Source organism: Psychrobacter sp. TB15 (assembly GCF_000511655.1).
In the GTDB taxonomy this organism is placed as follows: domain Bacteria; phylum Pseudomonadota; class Gammaproteobacteria; order Pseudomonadales; family Moraxellaceae; genus Psychrobacter; species Psychrobacter submarinus.
On the sequence record NZ_AYXN01000023.1, the window covers coordinates 117,017 to 137,394 of the forward strand.

The 20,378-nt window shown below is 45.8% G+C and carries 15 protein-coding genes, 2 tRNA genes and 1 pseudogene (1 of these 18 cut by a window edge); 12 read left to right on the forward strand and 6 right to left on the reverse strand.

Translation table 11 applies throughout. The features are described from left to right. Together W234_RS13700 and recN are read right to left on the reverse strand one after the other, a co-directional pair. Window positions 1–445 (reverse strand): annotated as a pseudogene (locus tag W234_RS13700) (YqgE/AlgH family protein); it reaches 121 nt to the left of the window's first position. 100 nt (window positions 446–545) lie between these two features. Beyond that, complete coding sequence (gene recN, locus W234_RS0105265) at window positions 546–2,225, reverse strand: DNA repair protein RecN (RefSeq protein ID WP_025645438.1); 1,680 nt, start codon at window positions 2,223–2,225, stop codon at window positions 546–548. A 940-nt stretch (window positions 2,226–3,165) separates the two neighbouring features. On the opposite strand from recN, the gene W234_RS0105275 reads away from it, so the two are divergent. Both W234_RS0105275 and rlmB read left to right on the forward strand, forming a co-directional pair. Then, window positions 3,166–3,501 (forward strand): pyrimidine/purine nucleoside phosphorylase, encoded by a 336-nt coding sequence (locus tag W234_RS0105275; protein ID WP_025645440.1) that lies wholly within the window; start codon window positions 3,166–3,168, stop codon window positions 3,499–3,501. A 566-nt stretch (window positions 3,502–4,067) separates the two neighbouring features. Then, complete coding sequence (gene rlmB / locus W234_RS0105280; protein ID WP_025645441.1) at window positions 4,068–4,823, forward strand: 23S rRNA (guanosine(2251)-2'-O)-methyltransferase RlmB; 756 nt, start codon at window positions 4,068–4,070, stop codon at window positions 4,821–4,823. On the opposite strand, the gene coaE is transcribed toward rlmB, so the two are convergent. The 4 genes from coaE to pilB form a co-directional block, all read right to left on the reverse strand. Then, on the reverse strand, window positions 4,816–5,511 hold the full coding sequence (coaE, locus tag W234_RS0105285) for a dephospho-CoA kinase (protein ID WP_025645443.1): 696 nt from the start codon (window positions 5,509–5,511) through the stop codon (window positions 4,816–4,818). The two genes, rlmB and coaE, sit on opposite strands and share 8 nt — an antisense overlap. Window positions 5,512–5,664: 153 nt before the next feature. Continuing rightward, on the reverse strand, window positions 5,665–6,564 hold the full coding sequence (locus W234_RS0105290; protein ID WP_025645445.1) for a prepilin peptidase: 900 nt from the start codon (window positions 6,562–6,564) through the stop codon (window positions 5,665–5,667). 38 nt (window positions 6,565–6,602) lie between these two features. After that, window positions 6,603–7,826, reverse strand: coding sequence for a type II secretion system F family protein (locus tag W234_RS0105295; protein WP_025645447.1), 1,224 nt, complete (start codon window positions 7,824–7,826; stop codon window positions 6,603–6,605). 351 nt (window positions 7,827–8,177) lie between these two features. Further along, entirely contained in the window at window positions 8,178–9,890 is a 1,713-nt protein-coding gene (pilB, locus tag W234_RS0105300; RefSeq protein WP_025645449.1) for a type IV-A pilus assembly ATPase PilB, read from the reverse strand. Between the two features lie 487 nt (window positions 9,891–10,377). Between pilB and tpiA the strand changes: the two genes are divergently transcribed. The 10 genes from tpiA to W234_RS0105350 form a co-directional block, all read left to right on the forward strand. Further along, window positions 10,378–11,175, forward strand: a complete 798-nt coding sequence (tpiA, locus tag W234_RS0105305; RefSeq protein WP_025645451.1) for a triose-phosphate isomerase — start codon at window positions 10,378–10,380, stop codon at window positions 11,173–11,175. Window positions 11,176–11,411: 236 nt separating this feature from the next. Beyond that, complete coding sequence (secG, locus tag W234_RS0105310) at window positions 11,412–11,723, forward strand: preprotein translocase subunit SecG (protein WP_025645453.1); 312 nt, start codon at window positions 11,412–11,414, stop codon at window positions 11,721–11,723. 185 nt (window positions 11,724–11,908) lie between these two features. Further along, window positions 11,909–11,993: transfer RNA gene (locus W234_RS0105315), tRNA-Leu, on the forward strand. 129 nt (window positions 11,994–12,122) lie between these two features. Further along, window positions 12,123–12,199 (forward strand) — tRNA-Met (locus tag W234_RS0105320). 438 nt (window positions 12,200–12,637) lie between these two features. Then, the gene (gene rimP / locus W234_RS0105325) at window positions 12,638–13,138 is read left to right on the forward strand and encodes a ribosome maturation factor RimP (RefSeq protein WP_025645456.1); all 501 of its coding nucleotides are present in this window, start codon (window positions 12,638–12,640) and stop codon (window positions 13,136–13,138) included. Between the two features lie 65 nt (window positions 13,139–13,203). Beyond that, a complete protein-coding gene (gene nusA, locus W234_RS0105330; RefSeq protein ID WP_025645458.1) occupies window positions 13,204–14,688 on the forward strand; it encodes a transcription termination factor NusA in 1,485 nt (494 codons plus the stop codon). A gap of 153 nt (window positions 14,689–14,841) precedes the next feature. After that, entirely contained in the window at window positions 14,842–17,562 is a 2,721-nt protein-coding gene (infB, locus tag W234_RS0105335) for a translation initiation factor IF-2 (RefSeq protein WP_025645460.1), read from the forward strand. Window positions 17,563–17,800: 238 nt separating this feature from the next. Beyond that, window positions 17,801–18,211: a ribosome-binding factor A gene (locus W234_RS0105340; protein WP_025645462.1), complete on the forward strand. Its 411-nt coding sequence runs from the start codon at window positions 17,801–17,803 to the stop codon at window positions 18,209–18,211. Then, complete coding sequence (gene truB / locus W234_RS0105345; RefSeq protein WP_037059044.1) at window positions 18,201–19,232, forward strand: tRNA pseudouridine(55) synthase TruB; 1,032 nt, start codon at window positions 18,201–18,203, stop codon at window positions 19,230–19,232. Before W234_RS0105340 ends, truB begins: the two co-directional genes overlap by 11 nt. A 283-nt stretch (window positions 19,233–19,515) precedes the next feature. Continuing rightward, a partial coding sequence (locus W234_RS0105350) for an IS30 family transposase (RefSeq protein ID WP_025644112.1) occupies window positions 19,516–20,378 on the forward strand: 863 nt, incomplete at its 3' end.

A 20,378-nucleotide genomic window follows, 5' to 3' on the forward strand; every position in this document is an offset into this window, starting at 1 on the left:
CGAGCCAGTCGCCATTATTGAGCTCATCTTCCAATTGTTTTTTGCCCCAGCTGGCGTGACCCAAACACAGCTGATAATGGCCGACGCCTTGACCGACAGCGATACGCTTGAGTACATCTTGGCTGGTGGTAATACAGACATTCTCTGATATGGCAAAAGAGGACGCCCACTGCGGCTGGCCGGTATGCAGCACAAAGCCAACCTCAGGGTACATAGGGCCGCCCTCAAGCGCTAAATCTTCCATCACTTGTGGGTCGGTAACTTCGATGTGTAAGTCCTCTAGAAGCTTGCCTACGTTGGCTTTTTCTAGGGGACGATTGACCATCAATCCGAGCGCCCCGTGCTTATCATGGCGACAGATATAGATCAGCGCCTGCTCAAACCTTGGGTCTGGCAGCTCAGGGGCCGCAATCAAAAAGTGATGAGTCAAATTGGTAGTAGACATAAATACAAGGACAACATAAAAGGGTAGACACTACTATATGGCGATGTTAACGCGAAAATCAATAAGGGTTTTTAGGCAAACGCTAGCGGTCTCAAAGCCGCTATTTGACGTCAGTTAGTAAGCTGCGCGCGTGATCGCGGGTGACCTCAGTGATCGTGACCCCACCTGACATTCTCGCCAGCTCATCGACTTGCGCGCTACCGGTCAAGATGACAAGCTCGCTTTGGGTCTGCTCGTGATGATGCTTTTGTACTAAGATATGCTGATGCGCTTGCGCCGCCACTTGCGCTTGGTGGGTAATGGCGAGTAGCTGCTGAGTCTGCCCGAGGCTACGTAGTAACTCACCGACCACTTGCGCGGTACCGCCGCTGATACCGACATCGACTTCATCAAAGACCAGCATAGGTTTGGCGGCATTATTATCGCTACTGGTCGCTTGCAGCACTTGCATCACCAGCGCCATTCGCGACAGCTCACCACCTGAGGCAATCTTATGTAAGGGCTGCATCGGCATACCGACGTTAGCGCTAAACAGGAGCTCGATATCGTAGCAGCCTTGCGCATTGTAAGCGGATTCAGTTGGTTTTTTAGTAAACATAAACTCGCAGCGGGCATTAGGCAGTGCTAAAGGCTGCAGCTGCGTCACTAGCTGCGCGCAGATAGTAGGCGCAGCTTGGGTCCGTGCTTTATGTAGGGCTTTAGCATTAGTGAGGTACTCTCGCCAAGCCTCTGAAATTTGCGCGGCTAACGCATCGCTTGTCGGCTCGTTTTCTAGCTGCTCTAGTTGCTGTTGCCACTCATGAGCTTCATTGATTAAGTCACTGGCAGGCAAGCTATGTTTACGAGACAAGCGATGACCGAGGCTGATTAGATTATCTAAAGTCTGCAGGCGCTCAGGATCGGGCAGTTGCTGCTCAGCGTAGTCCGTCAGCATCGCGGTGACTTCCGTGATTTGCTGCTGCGCTAGATGCAGCTGCTCGGAGGCTTGCTCAAAAGTCTGACTGACACCGAGCTGATTGTCACACAGCTTAATCGCTTGACCGAGCAAGGTCATGACATCAGGCTCATCGCTATCGTTATCGAGCAGATGTAGACCGTGACTGGCCTCTGACATCAGCGCTTCGATGTTTGACAGCTCTTCGTGCTCGGCTTCGATTTCACTATAATCAACGGCGAGTAGGGGCGCGATATCAGCTAGTTGGCTTTGCAGCAACTGAATGCGATCTTGACGCTGGGCGGCGCGGCTAGAAATCTCATCAGCGCGGCGTTTGAGCTGCTGATAATACTGATAGCTAGTAGCAGTCTGTTCAGCCAGTGAGGTGGTTTGTGCCATTGCATCTAACCACTGCACCACAAACTGAGGTTTTAATAGCGCTTGCTGGGCGTGCTGGCTATGGATATTTACTAATAATACGCCTAAGCTTTTGAGCTCCGCTAAGCTTACAGGCGCGCCATTGAGCCAAGCTTTTGAGCGGCCATTGTTACTCAGCTGGCGGCGAATGAGTACTTCAGGCTCAGCCAATTCGCGCCCGCCTGCCGCAAACCAATCGCTAACGAGGCTATTATGAGTCACATCGAACTGCGCATAGATATCCGCGTGCGGCGCGCCATGGCGCACCATCGAGCTATCCGCTCGCTCGCCTATACACAAAGATAGCGCGTCGAGCAGTAGAGATTTACCCGCACCCGTTTCACCAGTGATAACATTGAAGCCTTCGGCAACGCTTAGCTCATGCTCAGCGATTAGCGCAAACTGGTACAAGGTTAATGATAATAGCATCAAAGCCTCTCATGGCAGACAATAATAAAGAGCGTAGCTCGCGAATAATACCTCTTCGTTAGCATACTAACGCAGTCGTTAGTTCGATGACAAAGAGCATTATTATAGGGGAATATAAGCCGATATCAGCAAATAGATACAATTTTATGAAGGCGTTTGCCTATTGTCAGGATACCGTCTTGGGCCTTTAGCGACTATAATAATTTTTGCTTATTTTACAATACTCTAGCGCTGACTAGCGACTTTTTTATTCTTAAAAATGATATTAAAGTAGGCCTGTACAGTCGCAAGCTTAGACTCTACAAAGAGCAAGGGTTTGAATAAATTAACGAGATTTCATTGCCGCTTTAACAAACTTTATAGAAATAATGTGGTAGCATTATCTCATCAAAATACAAACGTACACTTTATTAATAGTTTATTAATAGTCATACCGAATCACAACTATCAAACTATAAAAATGGTAACACTGAGCACTAAAGTGCATCGTCGTTTATCATTGCCATTTAGAGTGGTCGTCTAGCAGTGTTGTCCTGTTGCTAGGCTGTGTTCATGGCCTTTGCGATTTGGTAAAGCAGGCACTAGGGCGTGTTGAACATTCGACCATGGCACTGACAGAGACTATTTTTTAGGCGATTTGCAGATAAAAATGGTAAGTTTAGTCATTCTAAGCGTCTATTTTTATCAATAAAGCGGCAAAAAATAGTCCTGTCCCTATTGTTGTAGTGAGGGCTGATGCTAAAATCGCCCTAGTCGTTGCGAAAATCTAGCCAATGCAATAAGCATTACCTGCAATTTTCACTTAGACTAGAACTATTTTAGCTATCAGCAGTGCGCATTTGTGAATGTTCAACACGCCCTAGTCATCGTCAGTCTATTAATATTTTGATGAAGCACTTATTTTTTAGTTTAGCAATAATTATTTGATAAGGAAGCCCCTATGTCAGCGGCAAAGTTTACCAATGTAACCGTCAATGCTCAGGCCACCATATCCTATGATGGACGGTGTTCTAGTCACACTATCATGTTTGAGAGTGGTCAACATAAGACCTTAGGGGTTATCCTTCCCTGCGACAGTAGCGTTGAACAGTACCACTTCAGCACTAATACCTCTGAGCGTATCGAAATCATCAGCGGTGAATGCGAAGTCAAAATCAATGGTGACGAAGACTTTAGCTACTACCGTGCTGGCCAGTCTTTTGTAGTAGAAGGCAATAGCAGCTTTAATTTGCGTACCGAAGAGATTGTACAGTACGTCTGTCATTTAGAAGGGTAGGGGTTCTCATAAGCGTGAAGTCATTGAAAAAGTGGCAGGGTTTAGAACAAGGCTCAATTAACTTGGTTCAGTGACTTACCTTCACAGTGACTTAGTCTAATAAATTAGTTCAATGACTTACTTTTAGTAGAAAAAATCAGTACATAAAAACCCGTGCATAAGAAAAGGCATATAAAATCAGCAAGGTTTTATCTGTCTTTTTTTATTTTGGCTATTGGCAAACAAAGCGTTACTAAGCGCTTGAGAGCCAGACTCATTTGTTAGGGCGTGTTGAACATTCGACCTTGGCACTGACAGAGACTATTTTTTAGGCGATTTGCAGATAAAAATGGTAAGTTTAGTTGTTCTAAGCGTCTATTTTTATCAATAAAGCGGCAAAAAAGAGTCCTGTCCCTATTGTTGTAGTAAGGGCTGATGCTAAAATCGCCCTAGTCGTTGTGAAAATCTAGCCAATGCAATAAGCATTATCTGCAATTTTCACTTAGACTAGAACTATTTTAGCGATCAGCAGTGCGCATTTGTGAATGTTCAACACGCCCTAGTGATATTATTCAATAGGTTCAATTATGGCAAAGCCCAACTACTTTTATGGTATTCATGCTATCGATGCCCTCTTAGAGCATCGTCCGCTAGATGCCTTAAGTCTATTCGTGCAGCAAGGCCGCGAAAGCGATAGCCATGTTGCCGCTATTATGGCAAGCGCGCAAGATAATGGCGTCAGCATTCAGCCCACACAAAAAGATAAGCTCACGCAGTTGTGTGGTAGCCCGCAGCATCAAGGTGTCGTCTTGCATGCAAGACCGTTGGCTTTTGCTGATGAAGCGGTGTTAGATACTGTAATAGCGCAGGAAAGCTGCTTATTACTAGTGCTCGATCAGATCACCGACGCTCATAACTTTGGCGCTTGTTTGCGTACTGCAGTAGCGATGGGTGTGGATGCGGTGGTTTGTCCTAAGCATCATGCCGCAAGCCTAACCCCAACGGTAGCTAAGGTCTCTGTTGGCGCCGCTGAGATGATGCCGATTATCAGCGTGACCAATTTGGCGCGTATGCTTGCTCAGATTAAAAGTGCTGGTGTTTTCGTCTTTGGCACAGCTCTAGATGAGACCGCAAAACCGATACATGAAGCGGATATGACCGGTAAGACGGCACTGATTATGGGCTCTGAAGGGGAAGGTATGCGCAGGCTGACGCTAGAGAGCTGTGATGAGCTGGTCTATATCCCGATGTCAGGCAACGCGCATGGTAATTTGCAAAGCCTGAATGTCAGCGTAGCGACTGGTATGGCGTTATACGAGATCAACCGGCAGCGCACTACTTAAGCTGCTGGGCTAGGGCAAGATAGGTCTGATGTAGAGGCTCAAGCTGCAAATGTAGCGCAGCGATATCACCATCATTAACGACGACATCATCAGCATGACTATTGCGCGCTTCACGGCTGAGCTGATTGGCCATAATGGCCTTAATCTTCGGCACACTTTGCGCGTCTCTTAAGCTTGCGCGTTCAAGTTGCGTGCCCTCGCTTGCATCAACGACTAAAATGCGCTGACATAGATTAGCCAGACCCGCTTCAGCGGCTTCTATCAGTAGCGGCGCTGATAGGATGATATACTCAGAAGTACTAGCGGCCAGCTGCTCTTTTGCCGCCTCTCTTATCGCCGGATGGGTAATCGATTCAAGCTCAATGAGCGCTTCAGGGTGAGTAAAGACATGCGTTCGCACGGCTGCGCGATCCATCTCTCCTTTTCCATTAATAACCCAATCGCCGAATTTTTTTTGAATCTTACGTAGAGTAGCGCTACCTTTAGCGACTACCTCATGCGCGATGACATCTGCGTCGATGATATCTATCCCTTTCGCTGCAAACCAATCGCTAGTCGCGGATTTCCCACTGCCTATACCACCGGTCAAACCGATGACTAGTTTATTATTTTTATACTTATTTATAGTCTGCGGGCGAGCAGCAGAGCCGTGAGCGGGTTGCGAGAAGGAGCGGTCATTGATAGTCATAAAAGTAACTTAATTTAGCCAATAGAATAAAAAAGCGCGAATATCATTGAAGATAATATCCAAGCAAGAGCATGATGAGATTATAATCTTAACGGTTATAACGAGTAAGGATGTAGACATTGCTTTACTGTCTTGTAAGCCTAGCGCACGCCATCAGGCGTACATGCCCAAATACCAGTTAATGATGTCCGCTCCATATAATAAAGCGATAATGCCGGCAACAGCAATATAAGGTCCAAAAGCGAAAGGCTTACTTTCACCTTGCTTTTTCATCAAGATAATACCAACGATGGAACCCAATAAAGAAGATAAGAGAATAATTAAAGGCAGCATCATGGGCCCAAGCCAAGCGCCAAGTACTGCTAGCAGCTTAAAGTCGCCTTGACCCATGCCATGCTTTTTGGTGATGAGATAAAAGACTTTCACCACTATCCATAATGATAAAAACCCAAGTAATAAGCCCCAAATCGATTGCGTAGGACTCACAAACCAGCCTTGCGAGTTCACCGCAAGTCCCAGTCCTGCTAAGGGGAAAGTCAGCCTATCAGGCAGCAACTGGGTATCGAAGTCTATCCCCGTTAGCGCAATTAGCGTCCAGACCAGTATCAGTGCGGATAGGCCAGTAGCCGACACGCCAAAATGATAAATAACGAGTGCAGAGAGCAGGGCAGTTACTAGCTCCACAACAGGGTAGCGCACGCCAATACTCGCTTGACACTCAGAGCAGCGGCCGCGCAGCGCCAACCAGCTGACTAGCGGTATGTTCTCATACCACTTAATCTTATGAGCGCAGTGCGGACAACGCGACGCTGGACGACTGAGAGTAATAGGCGTATCGTTTGCCACTGCTTGCGCCAAAACCGCCGACTGCTCAGGCGTGATATCCGGCTGCTGCGACATAAATTCACTACATTCTTGTCGCCAAGAATAAAACATCATCAGCGGCATACGATGAATCACAACATTCAAAAAACTGCCTACACACAGGCCTAATAACCCAAACACTATGAGCGCCGCGCTCATATTATTTTGTAATAATTCTAGCAATTGCATCAACACTGGCCTTTAAAGGGTTGCTTTGGGTGACGGTTTTAACCTACCACAGAACCCATCTGGAAAATCGGTAGATACATAGCAATGACAAGGCCACCTACTAGTACGCCAAGCACCGCCATAATCAGTGGCTCCATCAGACTGGTAAGACCATCGACTGCATTATCAACTTCACTTTCATAGTGGCTAGCTACTTTATCGAGCATCTCCTCCAAACTTCCTGACTCCTCACCAATACCGACCATCTGAATCGCCATACTAGGAAATAAGTTGGTTGAGCGCATCGAAAACTGCAGCTGCTGACCGGTTGCCACGTCGTTTTTGATTTGCTGAGTAGCATTGTAGTACACCACGTTATTCGTCGCGCCAGCGGTTGAGTCTAGAGCATCGATTAGCGGTACACCGGCGGCGAAAGTCGTCGATAAGGTACGAGAGAAGCGAGCAATAATCGCTTGATAAGCGATGTTGCCAAAGATAGGCAGTCTTAGCGTCAAACGATCTAAGGAATCGCGGAATTTTTTTGATCTTTTTTTCGCTTCAGAAAATCCAATAATAGCGGCACCAATGATGACAATTAGTACAAACCACCAAGACTGCATCCATTCAGACATGCCAACGACCATTTGGGTGAAGGCAGGAAGTTCTGCGCCAAAAGAGCTAAACAAATCTGAGAAGACCGGCACCACTTTGATCAGCAAAATCATCGTCACAATGACCGCGACCACAATAACCGCGATCGGATATTTCATGGCTTTTTTGATTTTTGATTTAAGTATTTCGCTTTTTTCTTTATAGGTGGCGACGCGCTCAAGCATCGTCTCAAGCGCCCCTGATTGCTCACCAGATTCTACGAGCGAGCAAAACAGGTCATCGAAGTAGCGGGGATGTTTACGTAGGGCAGCGGCAAAGGTGCCACCGGCTTCGATATCGGCTTTAATTGATAACACCAAGTCTTTCATACTTGGGTTATCTAGCGAGTCCGCGACAATCTCAAACGACTGTGTTAAAGGAATACCCGCTTTAATCATGGTTGCTAGCTGCCGCGAAAAGATAGCGATATCGATAGGTTTGATGGATTTTTTGAAAGTAAATAAAGCTTTTGGCTTTTTCTTGATGCCTTTGACTACGATACCTTGCTTACGCAAAGTTGCTTTGGCCAGCTCTAAGCTTCGACTGGTCGTCTCACCTTTGACCTTTTGTCCACGGCGATTGACCCCGTCATAGACGAAATCTAGCAGCATATCCGTTTTCGCTTTAGCCATGTGTCTCTCCTAAAAATCTATCTGACTGGGGCAGTCTAACAGTCTAAGCTATGTAATAAGCCATATAAGTTAGCCATCGACGTTCTTTGTGCTTAAATAGCGACTCAGGTGTGGTCGCTATTGAGCCTTAAAACCAGCAAGTCTTGCAATGAGTCAGTTTACCGCTATCAGTCTTTGTAAGCTATCGCTATCGTCTAACAAGACAAGAACTTAGCAGGACATAAGTGAGCAAGACCAAAGCCTATTTTATAATAAAATGACCCTTGTAGTGAGTGCTCATTTTATTTCGCTATCGGCCTACAAAATGCGCTCAGTCTTTGACTCGCCACTTTTTTACTCACTACTACGTTTTTATTCAGAAGTAACACGCAGCATTTCTTGAATAGTGGTTGTGCCCTGTAGCACTTTCATAATACCGGAACGCCGCAAGTCACGAAAGCCGGTTCTAAGCGCGGCATCCTTAATATCGATAGCGTTGCCATCCTCCATAATGATGCGTGAGATCTCCGGATTCACTTTCATAACCTCATAGATACCGACGCGACCTTTATAGCCTTCACGGCATTCATTACAGCCGACCGGCTCATAAATAATATGATTGGGGTTGTCCAAATCATTATTGGTAAAGCCAATCTCCAGCAGGCTTTGACGTGGAACATCGATAGGCTTTTTGCAGCTTCCACATAAGCGCCGCGCGAGTCGCTGGGCTATGACTAAGTTGACTGAAGTGGCAATATTAAAAGAAGCTACACCCATATTTTTTAGGCGCGTTAAGGTCTCAGGGGCGGAGTTGGTATGTAAGGTGGAGAGTACCAAGTGACCGGTTTGCGCTGCTTTGATAGCAATCTCAGCGGTCTCTAAGTCTCGAATTTCACCAACCATAACGATGTCTGGATCTTGACGCAAGAATGACTTTAACGCAGTGGCAAAAGTGAGGCCGACCTTTTGATTGACGTTGACCTGATTGATACCTTCAAGGTTGATCTCGACTGGATCTTCAGCGGTCGAGATGTTGGTCTCGCCGGTATTTAGGATATTGATACCGGTATACAGCGATACCGTTTTACCTGACCCTGTCGGACCGGTGATCAGTATCATGCCCTGCGGCTTATTAAGCGCTTCTAAGAACATCTCCTTTTGATCTGGCTCATAACCTAGCGCCTCAATACCCATCATCGCTGATGAAGGATCCAAAATACGTAAAACAAGCTTTTCACCAAACAGCGTTGGTAAGGAGCTTACCCGAAAATCAATGGCTCGGCTTTTAGAGATCTTTAGCTTGATACGGCCATCTTGTGGCACACGGCGCTCAGAGATGTCCATTTGTGACATGACCTTTAGACGCGCCGCAATCTTGCTGGCAAGTTGCACAGGCGGATTGGCCATTTTTTGCATCACTCCATCGACCCGAAAGCGCACTCTATAGCTTTTTTCATAAGGCTCAAAATGCAAGTCGGAGGCGCCCATACGGATGGCATCGACTAGCATTTTATTGATGAATTTGACGACTGGCGCTTCATCGACGCTAGTATTGAGCTGAGTCTCGCCATCCTCATCCTCGTTACTCTCTTCAAAATCGACATTAAGATCGCTATCTGCAAAGCCACTAAAGCTCTGCATCGTGTCAGCATATATGGTCTCAATGCGCTGTTTGAGTTTGTCCTCTTCTACGATCACGGTGGCGACTGACAGGCGAGAGTTAAACGCTATAGCGTCAATAGCGTCGATACGTGTGGGGTCGCTTAGCGCGACAAACAGCTGCTGTCCGCGTTTGAAGATAGGTAGGGCGTTAAACTTACGCAGGATATTCTCATCGACCAAATCTTTTGGCACGATGTCTGCTTCTAGGGCATTAAGATCAAATAAAGGGTCACCAAACGACTTTGACAACAGATTAGCCAACTCGTAAGCATCAGCCATTTTATTCTCTACTAAATAAGGCACAAGCCCTATTTGCTGCTGCTGCGCCTCGGTTTGCGCGGTTTGCATGTTCGTTTCGCTAACCACACCTGCACTGATTAGTTGTTGCGCCAGACTACCAAAATTGCTGACAGCGGTAGACATAAACCCTCCTTGATGCGGCAGCTGCCAAAAGTGACAACCAATATAAATTATTTTGGGTATTAAATATTTGACGCCATGGATTCATTTTATAGCTTTAACGTATCTAATAAAACTGATTCAGCTAATAGCACGAACTTTCGAAACTTATTAGCCATTTTTATAAGCCATACAAAAAGTTTTGAATAAAGTTTTGAATTTAGGGTCAACGATTACCTCGTCCTAATTATAGGCAAAAATACCGTAAAAAACAGAACTGTTTCAGACGCTAGAGAATATAGAGTTTATTTCATACTGATATAAGCATATCTGAACCTTTTATAGGGACAACCTCTTATACTCATGAGGTAATCAAAAAAGAGGGATACGATAGCTAGTGCTAGCGCTTTATACATCGTAAGCGACTACTATAGCACTCGCCAAATATTTGTTATACTGGCGCGCAGACTAGCCATATTGGCAATGACAGATGACACAAGGTAGATGAGTTATGCAGGCTTGGGTAATTGGCAATTGGAAACAAAATCCGGCAACGAGCAAAGACGTCAATACATTACTAGATAATTTGTTGGTAGCGTCTGAGGACAGAGGTGCCGACAACCCGTATTGTCATCTTATGGTGGCGCCAAGCTGTGTGCATCTTGCTGCTGTCAGCGCGCGCCTGCAAAACGCATCTATCCAAGTGAGCGCGCAGAACATCAGTGCGCATAGCGCTACAGTCGGCGCCTATACGGGAGATTGCTCAGCGCAGCAAGTCGCAGATGCTGGAGCGAGTTGGACGCTTTTGGGTCATTCGGAGCGTCGGCAATATCATCACGAGTCTAATGATAGCTTACTAGCCAAACTAAAATGCGCTTTTGCTCAAGGCCTTGGGGTGGTGCTATGTATCGGTGAGACTCAAGAGGAGTATGATGCCAAGCAAACCATTAGTGTACTTGATGAGCAGCTAGCAGTTGTCGAAAGTTTGCTACAAACAGACTCTGTACAGACTCAAGCATTAGCTGAGCGTTTGATTATCGCTTATGAGCCGGTTTGGGCCATTGGCACTGGTAAAGTACCTACGGTGAGCGAGGTCAGCGCAACTCATCAGCATATCAAACAACAAATCGCCAGTTTTGCGCCAAAGTCACCAGAGGTCACTGTATTATACGGCGGTAGCGTCAATGCTGATAATGCGGATAGCTTTGCTGCAAGCGCTATGATAGACGGCGCGTTAGTAGGCGGCGCTTCACTAAAAGCCGATAGCTTTTTAGCGATAGCCGACGCTTTTAGTCGCGCCAAAGGCTGAATGCTAAAGGCTAAAAGTTAAGAGCATAGCAAAAATAGCGCTTGAGAACGACGATATATTGGCAGGCGCAGATTGACTGGTATCAAAACGCCTTGTCAGTCGATGAAAGTGGGTTTAACACCGCCCTTGTAATCGTGTACAATGCGCCTTATTTACAGTCTTTGTTTTATAGCCTTCGTAATTTATCAGTCGTCACTATTTTTACCAGTCGTCACTATGCGGCAGAAGAGGACCCCATGTTTACTTTTATATTAGCCTTGCATATTATCGTGGCCATTGCCATGATTGGCTTGATCTTGATACAGCATGGCAAAGGGGCTGATGCTGGAGCTTCTTTCGGTGCCGGCTCTTCTGGCACGGTTTTTGGCGCGGCGGGAACCGCTAACTTTTTGACTCGTGCGACAGCGGTGCTGACGGTGATATTTTTTATTACTAGTATGGTATTAGCCGTGCATGCTCGCGAACAAGCGGAAGATCAGTTTCGTTTAGATGCGCCAGTTTCAGCGCCGCAAACCCCGCGTCCATTGACGCAGAATCCTCAGCAGTAGTTATTTTTATACGCAGGCCTTGCTATTTGTAAGGGTTAGTTTTACAATGCTTGCCTGTTTTTACGATGTTTTATCTTAGTGATGCCAACCTCAAGCATGACGCTTATTATTAATAAGTAAATAAGATAGAAGGTTATAGCAGTAAACGATAGCCGTTATTTATACCAGTAGACGGTTAGCGATAAGCGATTGTGGTGGAATTGGTAGACACGCCATCTTGAGGGGGTGGTGGCGCAAGCCGTGGGGGTTCAAGTCCCCCCAATCGCACCAATTAAGTAAGTAGTTTGTACTTTAGTTGTGTTAAAGCAATGTCGTTATAGCAATCTTTGATTTGAAGTTTATTTCAGATAAAGATTGACAAGGTGATAAACCTTCCCTATAATATGCATTCTAAATTGTTGCGGGGTGGAGCAGTCTGGTAGCTCGTCGGGCTCATAACCCGAAGGTCGTTGGTTCAAATCCAGCCCCCGCTACCACTTTTTAATACTGATGTTTGTACACTAATATTCTGTTGTATTGAGATATCAGTGTCGATTAGCCCACCATTATGTTTGTGGGTTTTTTTGTATCTGCGGCTCAGCATTATTAGTGCAGTACTATCAGTATAATGTCAGTATCTACTATACGTTTTAGCTAAGAAGAATAGGGTTAATTCGATACTCTAATCCTAAATGACAGCGCAAAATACTTGTCATCATTTGCTACCAGTCCTTGCTGATTGCTATGTTACGATACTCGTAAGCAATACTATCTTCTGCTCTATTCTTTACTATGTTGTCCTTGAAGATAACAATTTAATCCCTAATATGATTCACTAGGTACTAGCGGCATTGAGTATGACAACCAGCCTCTATGGTGATCAGTGCGTCGTGACTAAAACTACCGATAAGTGAACAGGAAAATATAAATAGATTATGAAGCTTTCGACCAAAGTTGCAGAGTTAACTACGATTATTGAGCCTGCTGTAGCGGCTTGTGATGTCTCGCTATGGGGTATTGAATTTACGCCGCAAGGCAATCGCTCCTTATTGCGCATTTACATTGAAGCGTTGCCTGAAGAACAAGCACAGGACAAACACGTCACTATTGAGGATTGCGCAGCGGTCAATCATCAAGTAAGCGGTGTACTAGAAGTACATGATCCTATCGCTGGCGAATTTGTACTAGAAGTGTCTTCTCCTGGTTTTGATCGTGCTTTTTTCTCAGATGAGCAGATGCGTGAATATATCGGCCAAACGATAAGTTTGCGTTTGATCTCTGCGATCGGGCAAGGCGACAAAAAACGCCGTAAAGCCACCGGTAAGCTCGATAGTATGGACGATACCTCTTTACAGCTGACCACCAGCGATGGCGAGCGCTTTGAGATTGCACTAAGTAATATTGACAAAGCTCACTTAATTTATGAAGATGATTAATGCTTAAGATTAGCAAACAGATAACAACATTTAAGCCAATTATAAGATGATAGGACAGGTATAGCATGAGTCGTGAAATTTTAACGGTAGTAGAAACCGTCAGTAATGAAAAGGGCTTAAATCCTGAAGATATCTTTGAAGCTATTGAAGATGCTTTAGTAGTCTCAACAAAAAAGAAGGTCTATACCGAGCAGCCTGAAGTGGCGGTTCGCGTCGCCATTGACCGTGATACTGGTGATTATGATACCTATCGCTATTGGACAGTAGTGGCGGATGAAGACCATGAGATGCCAGCGTGTCAGCTCGCTATTACTGATCTTGATCAAGACGAATGGTCTATCGGCGATGTAAAAGAAGAGCAGATAGAATCAATTGAATTTGGTCGTATCGCGGCCACGCAGGCAAAGCAAGTTATCATTCAAAAGATCCGTGAAGCGGAGCGGGCGCTAGTAGCGGACGCTTTTGAGCCGCGTATTGGCGAGATGATGTATGGTGAAGTCAAAAAACAAACTCGTGATGGCTACATTATTGATTTAGGTGATAACGCTGAAGGTTATCTATCACGTGATCAGATGTTGCCCCGTGAGCAGCTACGCGTCAAATCGCGTATCAACGCTATTCTTTATCATGTCAACCGTGATAACCGCGGCGCGCAGTTATTATTGTCGCGTACTCATCCTGAGATGCTCTCAGCCTTGATGCAAAAAGAAGTGCCGGAGATCGCAGAAGAGATTATCGAGATTCGTAATGTCGCTCGTCTGCCTGGTACTCGTGCTAAAATAGCTGTAAAGACCAATGACAACCGTATCGATCCGGTCGGCGCTTGTATCGGTATGCGCGGTACTCGTATCCAAGCGGTGCAGCAAGAGCTTGATGGTGAGCGTATTGATGTGGTTGTATGGTCAGATGATCCAGCACAATTTATCATCAGCGCCTTAGAGCCTGCCGATGTGAGCAGTATTATCCTTGATGAAGATACTAAGACCGCTGATATCATTTTTAGCACGAATGATCAGCTCGCCCGCGCTATTGGCTCACAAGGTCAAAACGTGCGCTTGGCTTCTGAATTAACCGGCTATAAGCTCAACATGATGCTAGAAGAAGAGTATCAGCAGCGTCAACAAGATGAGACCAAAGCCTTTATCGATCTTTTCTATGATCGCTTAGAGGTTGATCAGGACCTAGCGCAAGCCCTTGTCGATATCGGTTTTACGAGTATCGAAGAGGTAGCTTATGTACCGGTTGAGACTTTTTATGATATCGAAGGGTTAGATGACGAAGCGATTGACATGATTCAAGAGCGCGCTAAAGAAGTCGTCATCGCAGATGAGCTGGTCAAACAACAAAACATGAAAGAGCCTAGTCAAGAGCTGCAAGATCTAGAAGGGATGACTGTCAGCTGGGCCTATAAAATGGCGCAAAAAGATATCATCACCGTTGATGATTTGGCAGAGCAGGCTGTATTTGATATCGAAGATATCGAAGGCTTAGACTCCGAGACCGCAGGTAAGCTTATCATGAAAGCTCGGGAATCTTGGTTCAATGAATAGGTATTAGAAGCATACCGCTGTCTTTTGGTGGTATGCTATCGATAACTAAAGGCTGGCTTGCGACATAAAAATCAAAACCAACCTAAGCACAATCATTTGTAGCCAACAACTGAATTGAATATATAGCAAATAATAGACAGTAGGTGATAATCAATGGCAGATAAGACCGTCAAAGAACTGGCAGACATGGTAGGCAAAACCGCTAGTGCTGTACAGCAGCAGTTGCAGGATGCTGGGCTACCTGCTCGCGGGGAGGATGACTCAGTCACCGAACTTGAGCAAGAGAAGTTGGTGGCACATTTAAAACAAAGTCATGGCCAACAAGAAAAGCGTCGCATTAGTCTCAAATCTAAGACGACAAGTACCGCTCGCGTGACTGGCTCTTCAGGTAAATCTAAGAGCGTCAATGTAGAGGTGCGTAGAAAGAAAGTATTCGACAAGCCTAATCCAGAAAAAATGGCTGAAGAATTAGCGGCGCGCGAACAAGCAATGGCTGAAGCAAAACAGCGCGCTGAAAAAGAAGCCGAAGAGCGTAACGCGGCTAAGAAAAAAGCCGAAGAGCGTCAAGCAGCGACTCTAGCTGCGATGCGTGCAAGCTTAGGCTCTAGCAAAAATTCAGAAGATAAGAGCGATGATGTCGCTGCCTCTGTTGTGGTCAAAAAAGGCGGCAAAGCGGCAAGCGAGATCAAAGCAAAAGAGAAGAAAAAAGTCGCGGCTACTAAGCCAAAAGTTGAAACGGCAGCAGAGCGTAAAGCTCGCGAAGCTCGCGAAAAAGAAGAAGCTCGCTTACGCAAAATCGAAGCCGAAACTCGTCAAGCCCAAGCAGAAGAGGCGCAAAAGCGTACGCTTGAGCAGATGCGTAAAATGGCCGGTAAATATACCGACCGTGAGCCAGTAGCAGAAGTTCGTAAGGACGAGCCATTGGCTAAAGGCTTAGTGGGTGACGCACTAGAGGAGTCATTCGAAAAAGAGCGCCGCGAAATCAAACGCGGTGCTAACAGTACCGGTGCTCGCGGTCGTCGCCGCAAAAACCAAGAAGAGCGTGAAATCAAAAACCGCAAAAACGGTTTAAGCTCTTCACAATCAGGTCAGCATAAGTTTGAAAAACCGGTCGAAAAGATTGTCTATGACGTCGAAATCGCCGAGCAAATCACGGTATCGGACCTTGCTCAGCGCATGGCTGTCAAAGCCCGTGAAGTGACCAAATTGCTGATGAAAATGGGTGAGATGGCAAGCGAATCTGATACTATCGATCAGGCGACCGCCAGTCTTATCGTTGAAGAGATGGGTCATAACCCCGTTCCGGTTAGCGATACCAAAGTTGAAGACGACCTACACGAAGCTGTCGATGAGCGCAGTAGTAACGTGCAGACGCGTCCACCGGTCGTCACTATTATGGGTCATGTTGACCATGGTAAGACCTCGCTACTCGATAAGATCCGCGAAACCAAAGTCGCTACCGGCGAAGCGGGCGGCATTACTCAGCATATCGGTGCCTACCACGTAGAGACTGATCGCGGTGTGATTACCTTCTTAGATACACCAGGCCATGCTGCGTTTAGCGCGATGCGCTCACGTGGCGCGCAAGCGACTGATATCGTTGTCTTGGTCGTGGCCGCTGATGACGGTATGATGCCGCAAACGGCAGAAGCGATTGATCATGCTCGCGCTGCAGGTACGCCTTTGATTGTTGCTATCAACAAAATGGATAAGCCAAGCGCTGATCCAGATCGCGTGCTAAACGAGCTGACAACCAAAGAAGTGGTTTCAGAAGAGTGGGGTGGTGATACACCTATGGCGCGTATCTCGGCCAAAACAGGTGAAGGCATCGACGAGCTACTAGAGTTTATTAGCTTACAAGCCGAGCTTATGGAATTAGAAGCGCCAACTGACGGTGCCGCTCAAGGTGTAGTTATTGAGTCGAAGCTCGAAAAAGGCCGTGGTCCAGTAGTCAGTGTCCTAGTCAAGAAAGGTACGCTCAAGCAAGGCGATCTAGTGCTAGCCGGAGAGTACTATGGTAAAGTCCGTGCTATCACTGATGAAAACGGCCAACGTATCAAATCAGCCGGTCCTTCTATACCAGTTGAGATCTTGGGCTTACCAGATACGCCAGCGGCGGGTAGTGAATTCTTAGTCGTTTCTGATGAGAAAAAGGCTCGCGAAGTCGCTGATTTTAGAAGCAACCGTGAGCGTGAGCAGCAGCTTGAGCGCCAGAACAAAATGCGCCTTGAGAGTATGTTTGAGCAGATGCAACAAGGCGATGTATCTTTCTTAAATATCGTGCTTAAGACCGATGTTCGTGGCTCGCTTGAAGCTTTATTAGCAGCCTTGAATGAGCTATCGACTGATGAAGTCAAAGTCCGAGTCATTAGCTCAGGCGTTGGCCCTATCTCAGAGTCGGATGTCACGCTGGCTGAATCTAGCGAAGCGGTATTACTAGGCTTCAACGTTCGTGCTGATAGTACGGCGCGCCGTAAAGCGGATACCGCTAACATGGATATTCGTTATTATAGCGTTATCTATGGCCTAATCGACGATGTCAAAGCCGCTATGAGTGGCCTATTAGCTCCTGAGCATCGCGAGAAGATCTTAGGTGTTGCTGAAGTGCGCGAAGTGTTCCGCTCTAGTAAGTTCGGTGCGGCGGCAGGTTGTATGGTTGTCGAAGGGACGATCTATCGTAATAAGCCAATTCGCGTCCTACGTGATGATCAAGTTATCTTCACCGGTCAGCTGCAGTCACTGCGTCGCTACAAAGAGGATGTCAATGAAGTGCGTACTGGGATGGAATGTGGTCTAGCGGTTCGTGGCTACGATGTTGAAGCGGGTGATAAGATCGAAGTCTTTGAGATTCAAGAGTTCGAACGCACGATCTAAGCTTAACTATTAACTATAACTGGCTTAAGCGTCTGCATTATCGCTAACGTTTAAACTTAAGCTCTAATAATTAAGCTCTAATAAGCAGTTACTAGGCCTACCAGGTTCATCCTGCTAGGCCTTTTTTACCGCAATTAGTCATAGCGTTATAAAGACAGTTATTTAAATACGCCAAACAGCAGTAGTTGGTAGAAAGTATAATAGAATAAATCACAAAAGTTAAAACTAGGACAATACTATGAATCAACGTTTACAGCGTCTATCAGATCAAATTCAGCGCGAGCTTGCGGTGCTTATCCGTGATGAAGTCAACGACCCTCGCTTGACTGGCTTTGTCACCATCTCTAGCGTCAAAGTCAGCTCTGATCTTGGCTACGCGGACGTCTATGTCACTATCATGGAGCCTGAGCTCAACGATACGATGACTAAGACCAATCATGAAGAGAGTGTCAAAGTGCTCAATAAAGCTGCTGGGTTTTTGCGCACTGAGCTGAGTCATACTCTCAAAACGCGTACCACGCCGCGTCTGCGTTTCCATTACGATGAAGTGACTGCTCGTGGTAACTACATGATGGATTTGATCAATCAAGCAGTAAGCAAAACTGAGCAAAATGAAGACGAAGTTGAAAGCCAAGAAAATGACCAATAAAAGCACAGTACCAAGACAAAAAGTATCTGGCGTTATCTTAATCGATAAGCCGCAAGGCATGACCTCACAGCAAGTGGTGTCAAAAGTGAAGTACTTATTTCAGTCGCCTGCACACAATAGTAAAAAGGCGGGTCATACCGGCACCCTTGATCCGATGGCAACCGGTCTTCTCCCCATTTGTCTTGGAGAGGCAACAAAATTTAGTCATTATCAGCTCGATGCCGATAAGTCTTATCAAGCAACGATACTGCTTGGTAGTCAAACGGACACTGGCGATGCTGATGGTCAGGTTATCGCGCGAGCACAGATTCCAGAGCTAGATGCAGATACGCTACAAAATATGGCTCAGCAGTTTATAGGCGCGCAGCAGCAAATACCGCCGATGTATTCAGCGCTCAAAAAAGACGGCAAAAAGTTGTACGAGTACGCCCGTGCTGGTATAGAGATTGACCGTCCTGCACGCGATATCGTCATAACTGCGCTAACTTTGACTCAAATTGATACCGATAAGATCGACCTGGTCGTGACTTGTAGCAAAGGTACTTATATTCGGGTGCTAGCAGAAGATATCGTTAAAGCACTAGGCACCTTAGGACACCTAACGGCACTACGCCGTATGCAGGTCGGTAAGTTTGATAGCGAGCAGGCTATTGATATTCCAAGCCTAGAAGCCTTGTCTTTAGATAGCCGCTTTGAGCAGCTGTTGCCAGTAGATGCGTGCATCGATATTGCCGCTGCAATGTCATTAGATGATAAGCAATGTCAACGTCTACGTTTAGGTCAACGCCTAAATGTCATTGAGCAAATTGACAAGCCTTTAAGAGATTATATGCTACAAAGCTTATCTCATGAGACTCAGGCAAAATTAGAAGACGAGCCTGCTGACCGTAATAATGAACAAACCCCTGAGTATGAGCTTCCTGTCGATATCAGACTGCTAGATGCGCAAGGCCATTTTATTGGCTTAGGCGCTATCAGTCTCAATGGACGCCTACAACCTAAGAAAATGATTTATCTATAACGATAATATCAGTTACTAGTGAATTACATTAATCACATACTCATACATTTCATTGCAGGTTTTGTGTATAACGAAACCTGCTTTTTTTATACAGTAGTTAAGTCAGCTCAGGAAAGCTTGGCATAAAAATAGAAAAACAAGAAAAATTAAAACAAGAAGAAGTAAGGATGAAAAATTAACTTAGATTAACACATGAAGTGCAATACCAAATGCAAGGTGAAAAAAAGACCTAGATGCGCTAGCATCAAAGTTTTTATCCACCGACCAAAGTGAGATTGCAACCATGAGCTATACACATCTAAGCCTAGGTGAACGATACCAGATTTATGCCCTTAAAGGGGCAAAACATAGTATTAATTTTATAGCGAGGGTGTTAAACAGAAGTCCCAGTACCATATCAAGAGAGCTTAGGCGTAATAAAAGCCTACGAGGTTACCGAGCAAAGCATGCTAATAACAAGGCTTGTGACAGACGGGCTAACAACGCCACAACTATTGTGACTGACCTCTGGGCATGGGTGACAGACAAGCTTAAAGAGAACTGGAGTCCTGAGCAAATATCTGGCGTTCATGCTGGTATCAGTCATATGAGCATTTATCGCTATATTTGGCGTGATAAGAGGCAGGGCGGTACATTGTGGCAGTGTCTCAGACGTAAAGGAAAACCATACCGGCAGCGTCTAACCGCTGAGACTCGAGGCCGTATCAATGACAGAGTCTCGATTCATGAGCGCCCTTGTATTGTTGAAGAACGCTCACGTATTGGAGATTGGGAAGCGGATACCGTTATCGGTCAGCATCACAAGCAAGCGATTGTCACGCTCGTTGAACGTAAAACGGGGCTGCTGAAGATGAAGCGTGTGGGTCATAAAACAGCACAGCAAGTATCAGAGGCAATGATAGAACTCTTAGCGCCAGTGAGGTTGCAGGTTAAGACCATTACCTCTGACAATGGTAAAGAGTTTGCTCAGCATAAGAAGGTGAAACAAAAGCTCTTTAGCCCTTTCTTCTTTGCCGATGCTTATGCGTCATGGCAGCGAGGAACCAACGAGAATACCAATGGCCTTATCAGAGAGTACTTGCCTAAGGGTTGTGACTTTAGACAAGTCTCTGATAATGAAATACAGGACATTGAGAACAAACTAAA

Bases quoted from the DNA above. Each gene is read 5' to 3' on its own strand.
- recN (WP_025645438.1), bottom strand. From the start codon at position 2,225: ATGCTATTATCATTAACCTTGTACCAGTTTGCGCTAATCGCTGAGCAT.
- W234_RS0105275 (WP_025645440.1), top strand. From the start codon at position 3,166: ATGTCAGCGGCAAAGTTTACCAATGTAACCGTCAATGCTCAGGCCACC.
- rlmB (WP_025645441.1), top strand. From the start codon at position 4,068: ATGGCAAAGCCCAACTACTTTTATGGTATTCATGCTATCGATGCCCTC.
- coaE (WP_025645443.1), bottom strand. From the start codon at position 5,511: ATGACTATCAATGACCGCTCCTTCTCGCAACCCGCTCACGGCTCTGCT.
- W234_RS0105290 (WP_025645445.1), bottom strand. From the start codon at position 6,564: ATGCAATTGCTAGAATTATTACAAAATAATATGAGCGCGGCGCTCATA.
- W234_RS0105295 (WP_025645447.1), bottom strand. From the start codon at position 7,826: ATGGCTAAAGCGAAAACGGATATGCTGCTAGATTTCGTCTATGACGGG.
- pilB (WP_025645449.1), bottom strand. From the start codon at position 9,890: ATGTCTACCGCTGTCAGCAATTTTGGTAGTCTGGCGCAACAACTAATC.
- tpiA (WP_025645451.1), top strand. From the start codon at position 10,378: ATGCAGGCTTGGGTAATTGGCAATTGGAAACAAAATCCGGCAACGAGC.
- secG (WP_025645453.1), top strand. From the start codon at position 11,412: ATGTTTACTTTTATATTAGCCTTGCATATTATCGTGGCCATTGCCATG.
- rimP (WP_025645456.1), top strand. From the start codon at position 12,638: ATGAAGCTTTCGACCAAAGTTGCAGAGTTAACTACGATTATTGAGCCT.
- nusA (WP_025645458.1), top strand. From the start codon at position 13,204: ATGAGTCGTGAAATTTTAACGGTAGTAGAAACCGTCAGTAATGAAAAG.
- infB (WP_025645460.1), top strand. From the start codon at position 14,842: ATGGCAGATAAGACCGTCAAAGAACTGGCAGACATGGTAGGCAAAACC.
- W234_RS0105340 (WP_025645462.1), top strand. From the start codon at position 17,801: ATGAATCAACGTTTACAGCGTCTATCAGATCAAATTCAGCGCGAGCTT.
- truB (WP_037059044.1), top strand. From the start codon at position 18,201: ATGACCAATAAAAGCACAGTACCAAGACAAAAAGTATCTGGCGTTATC.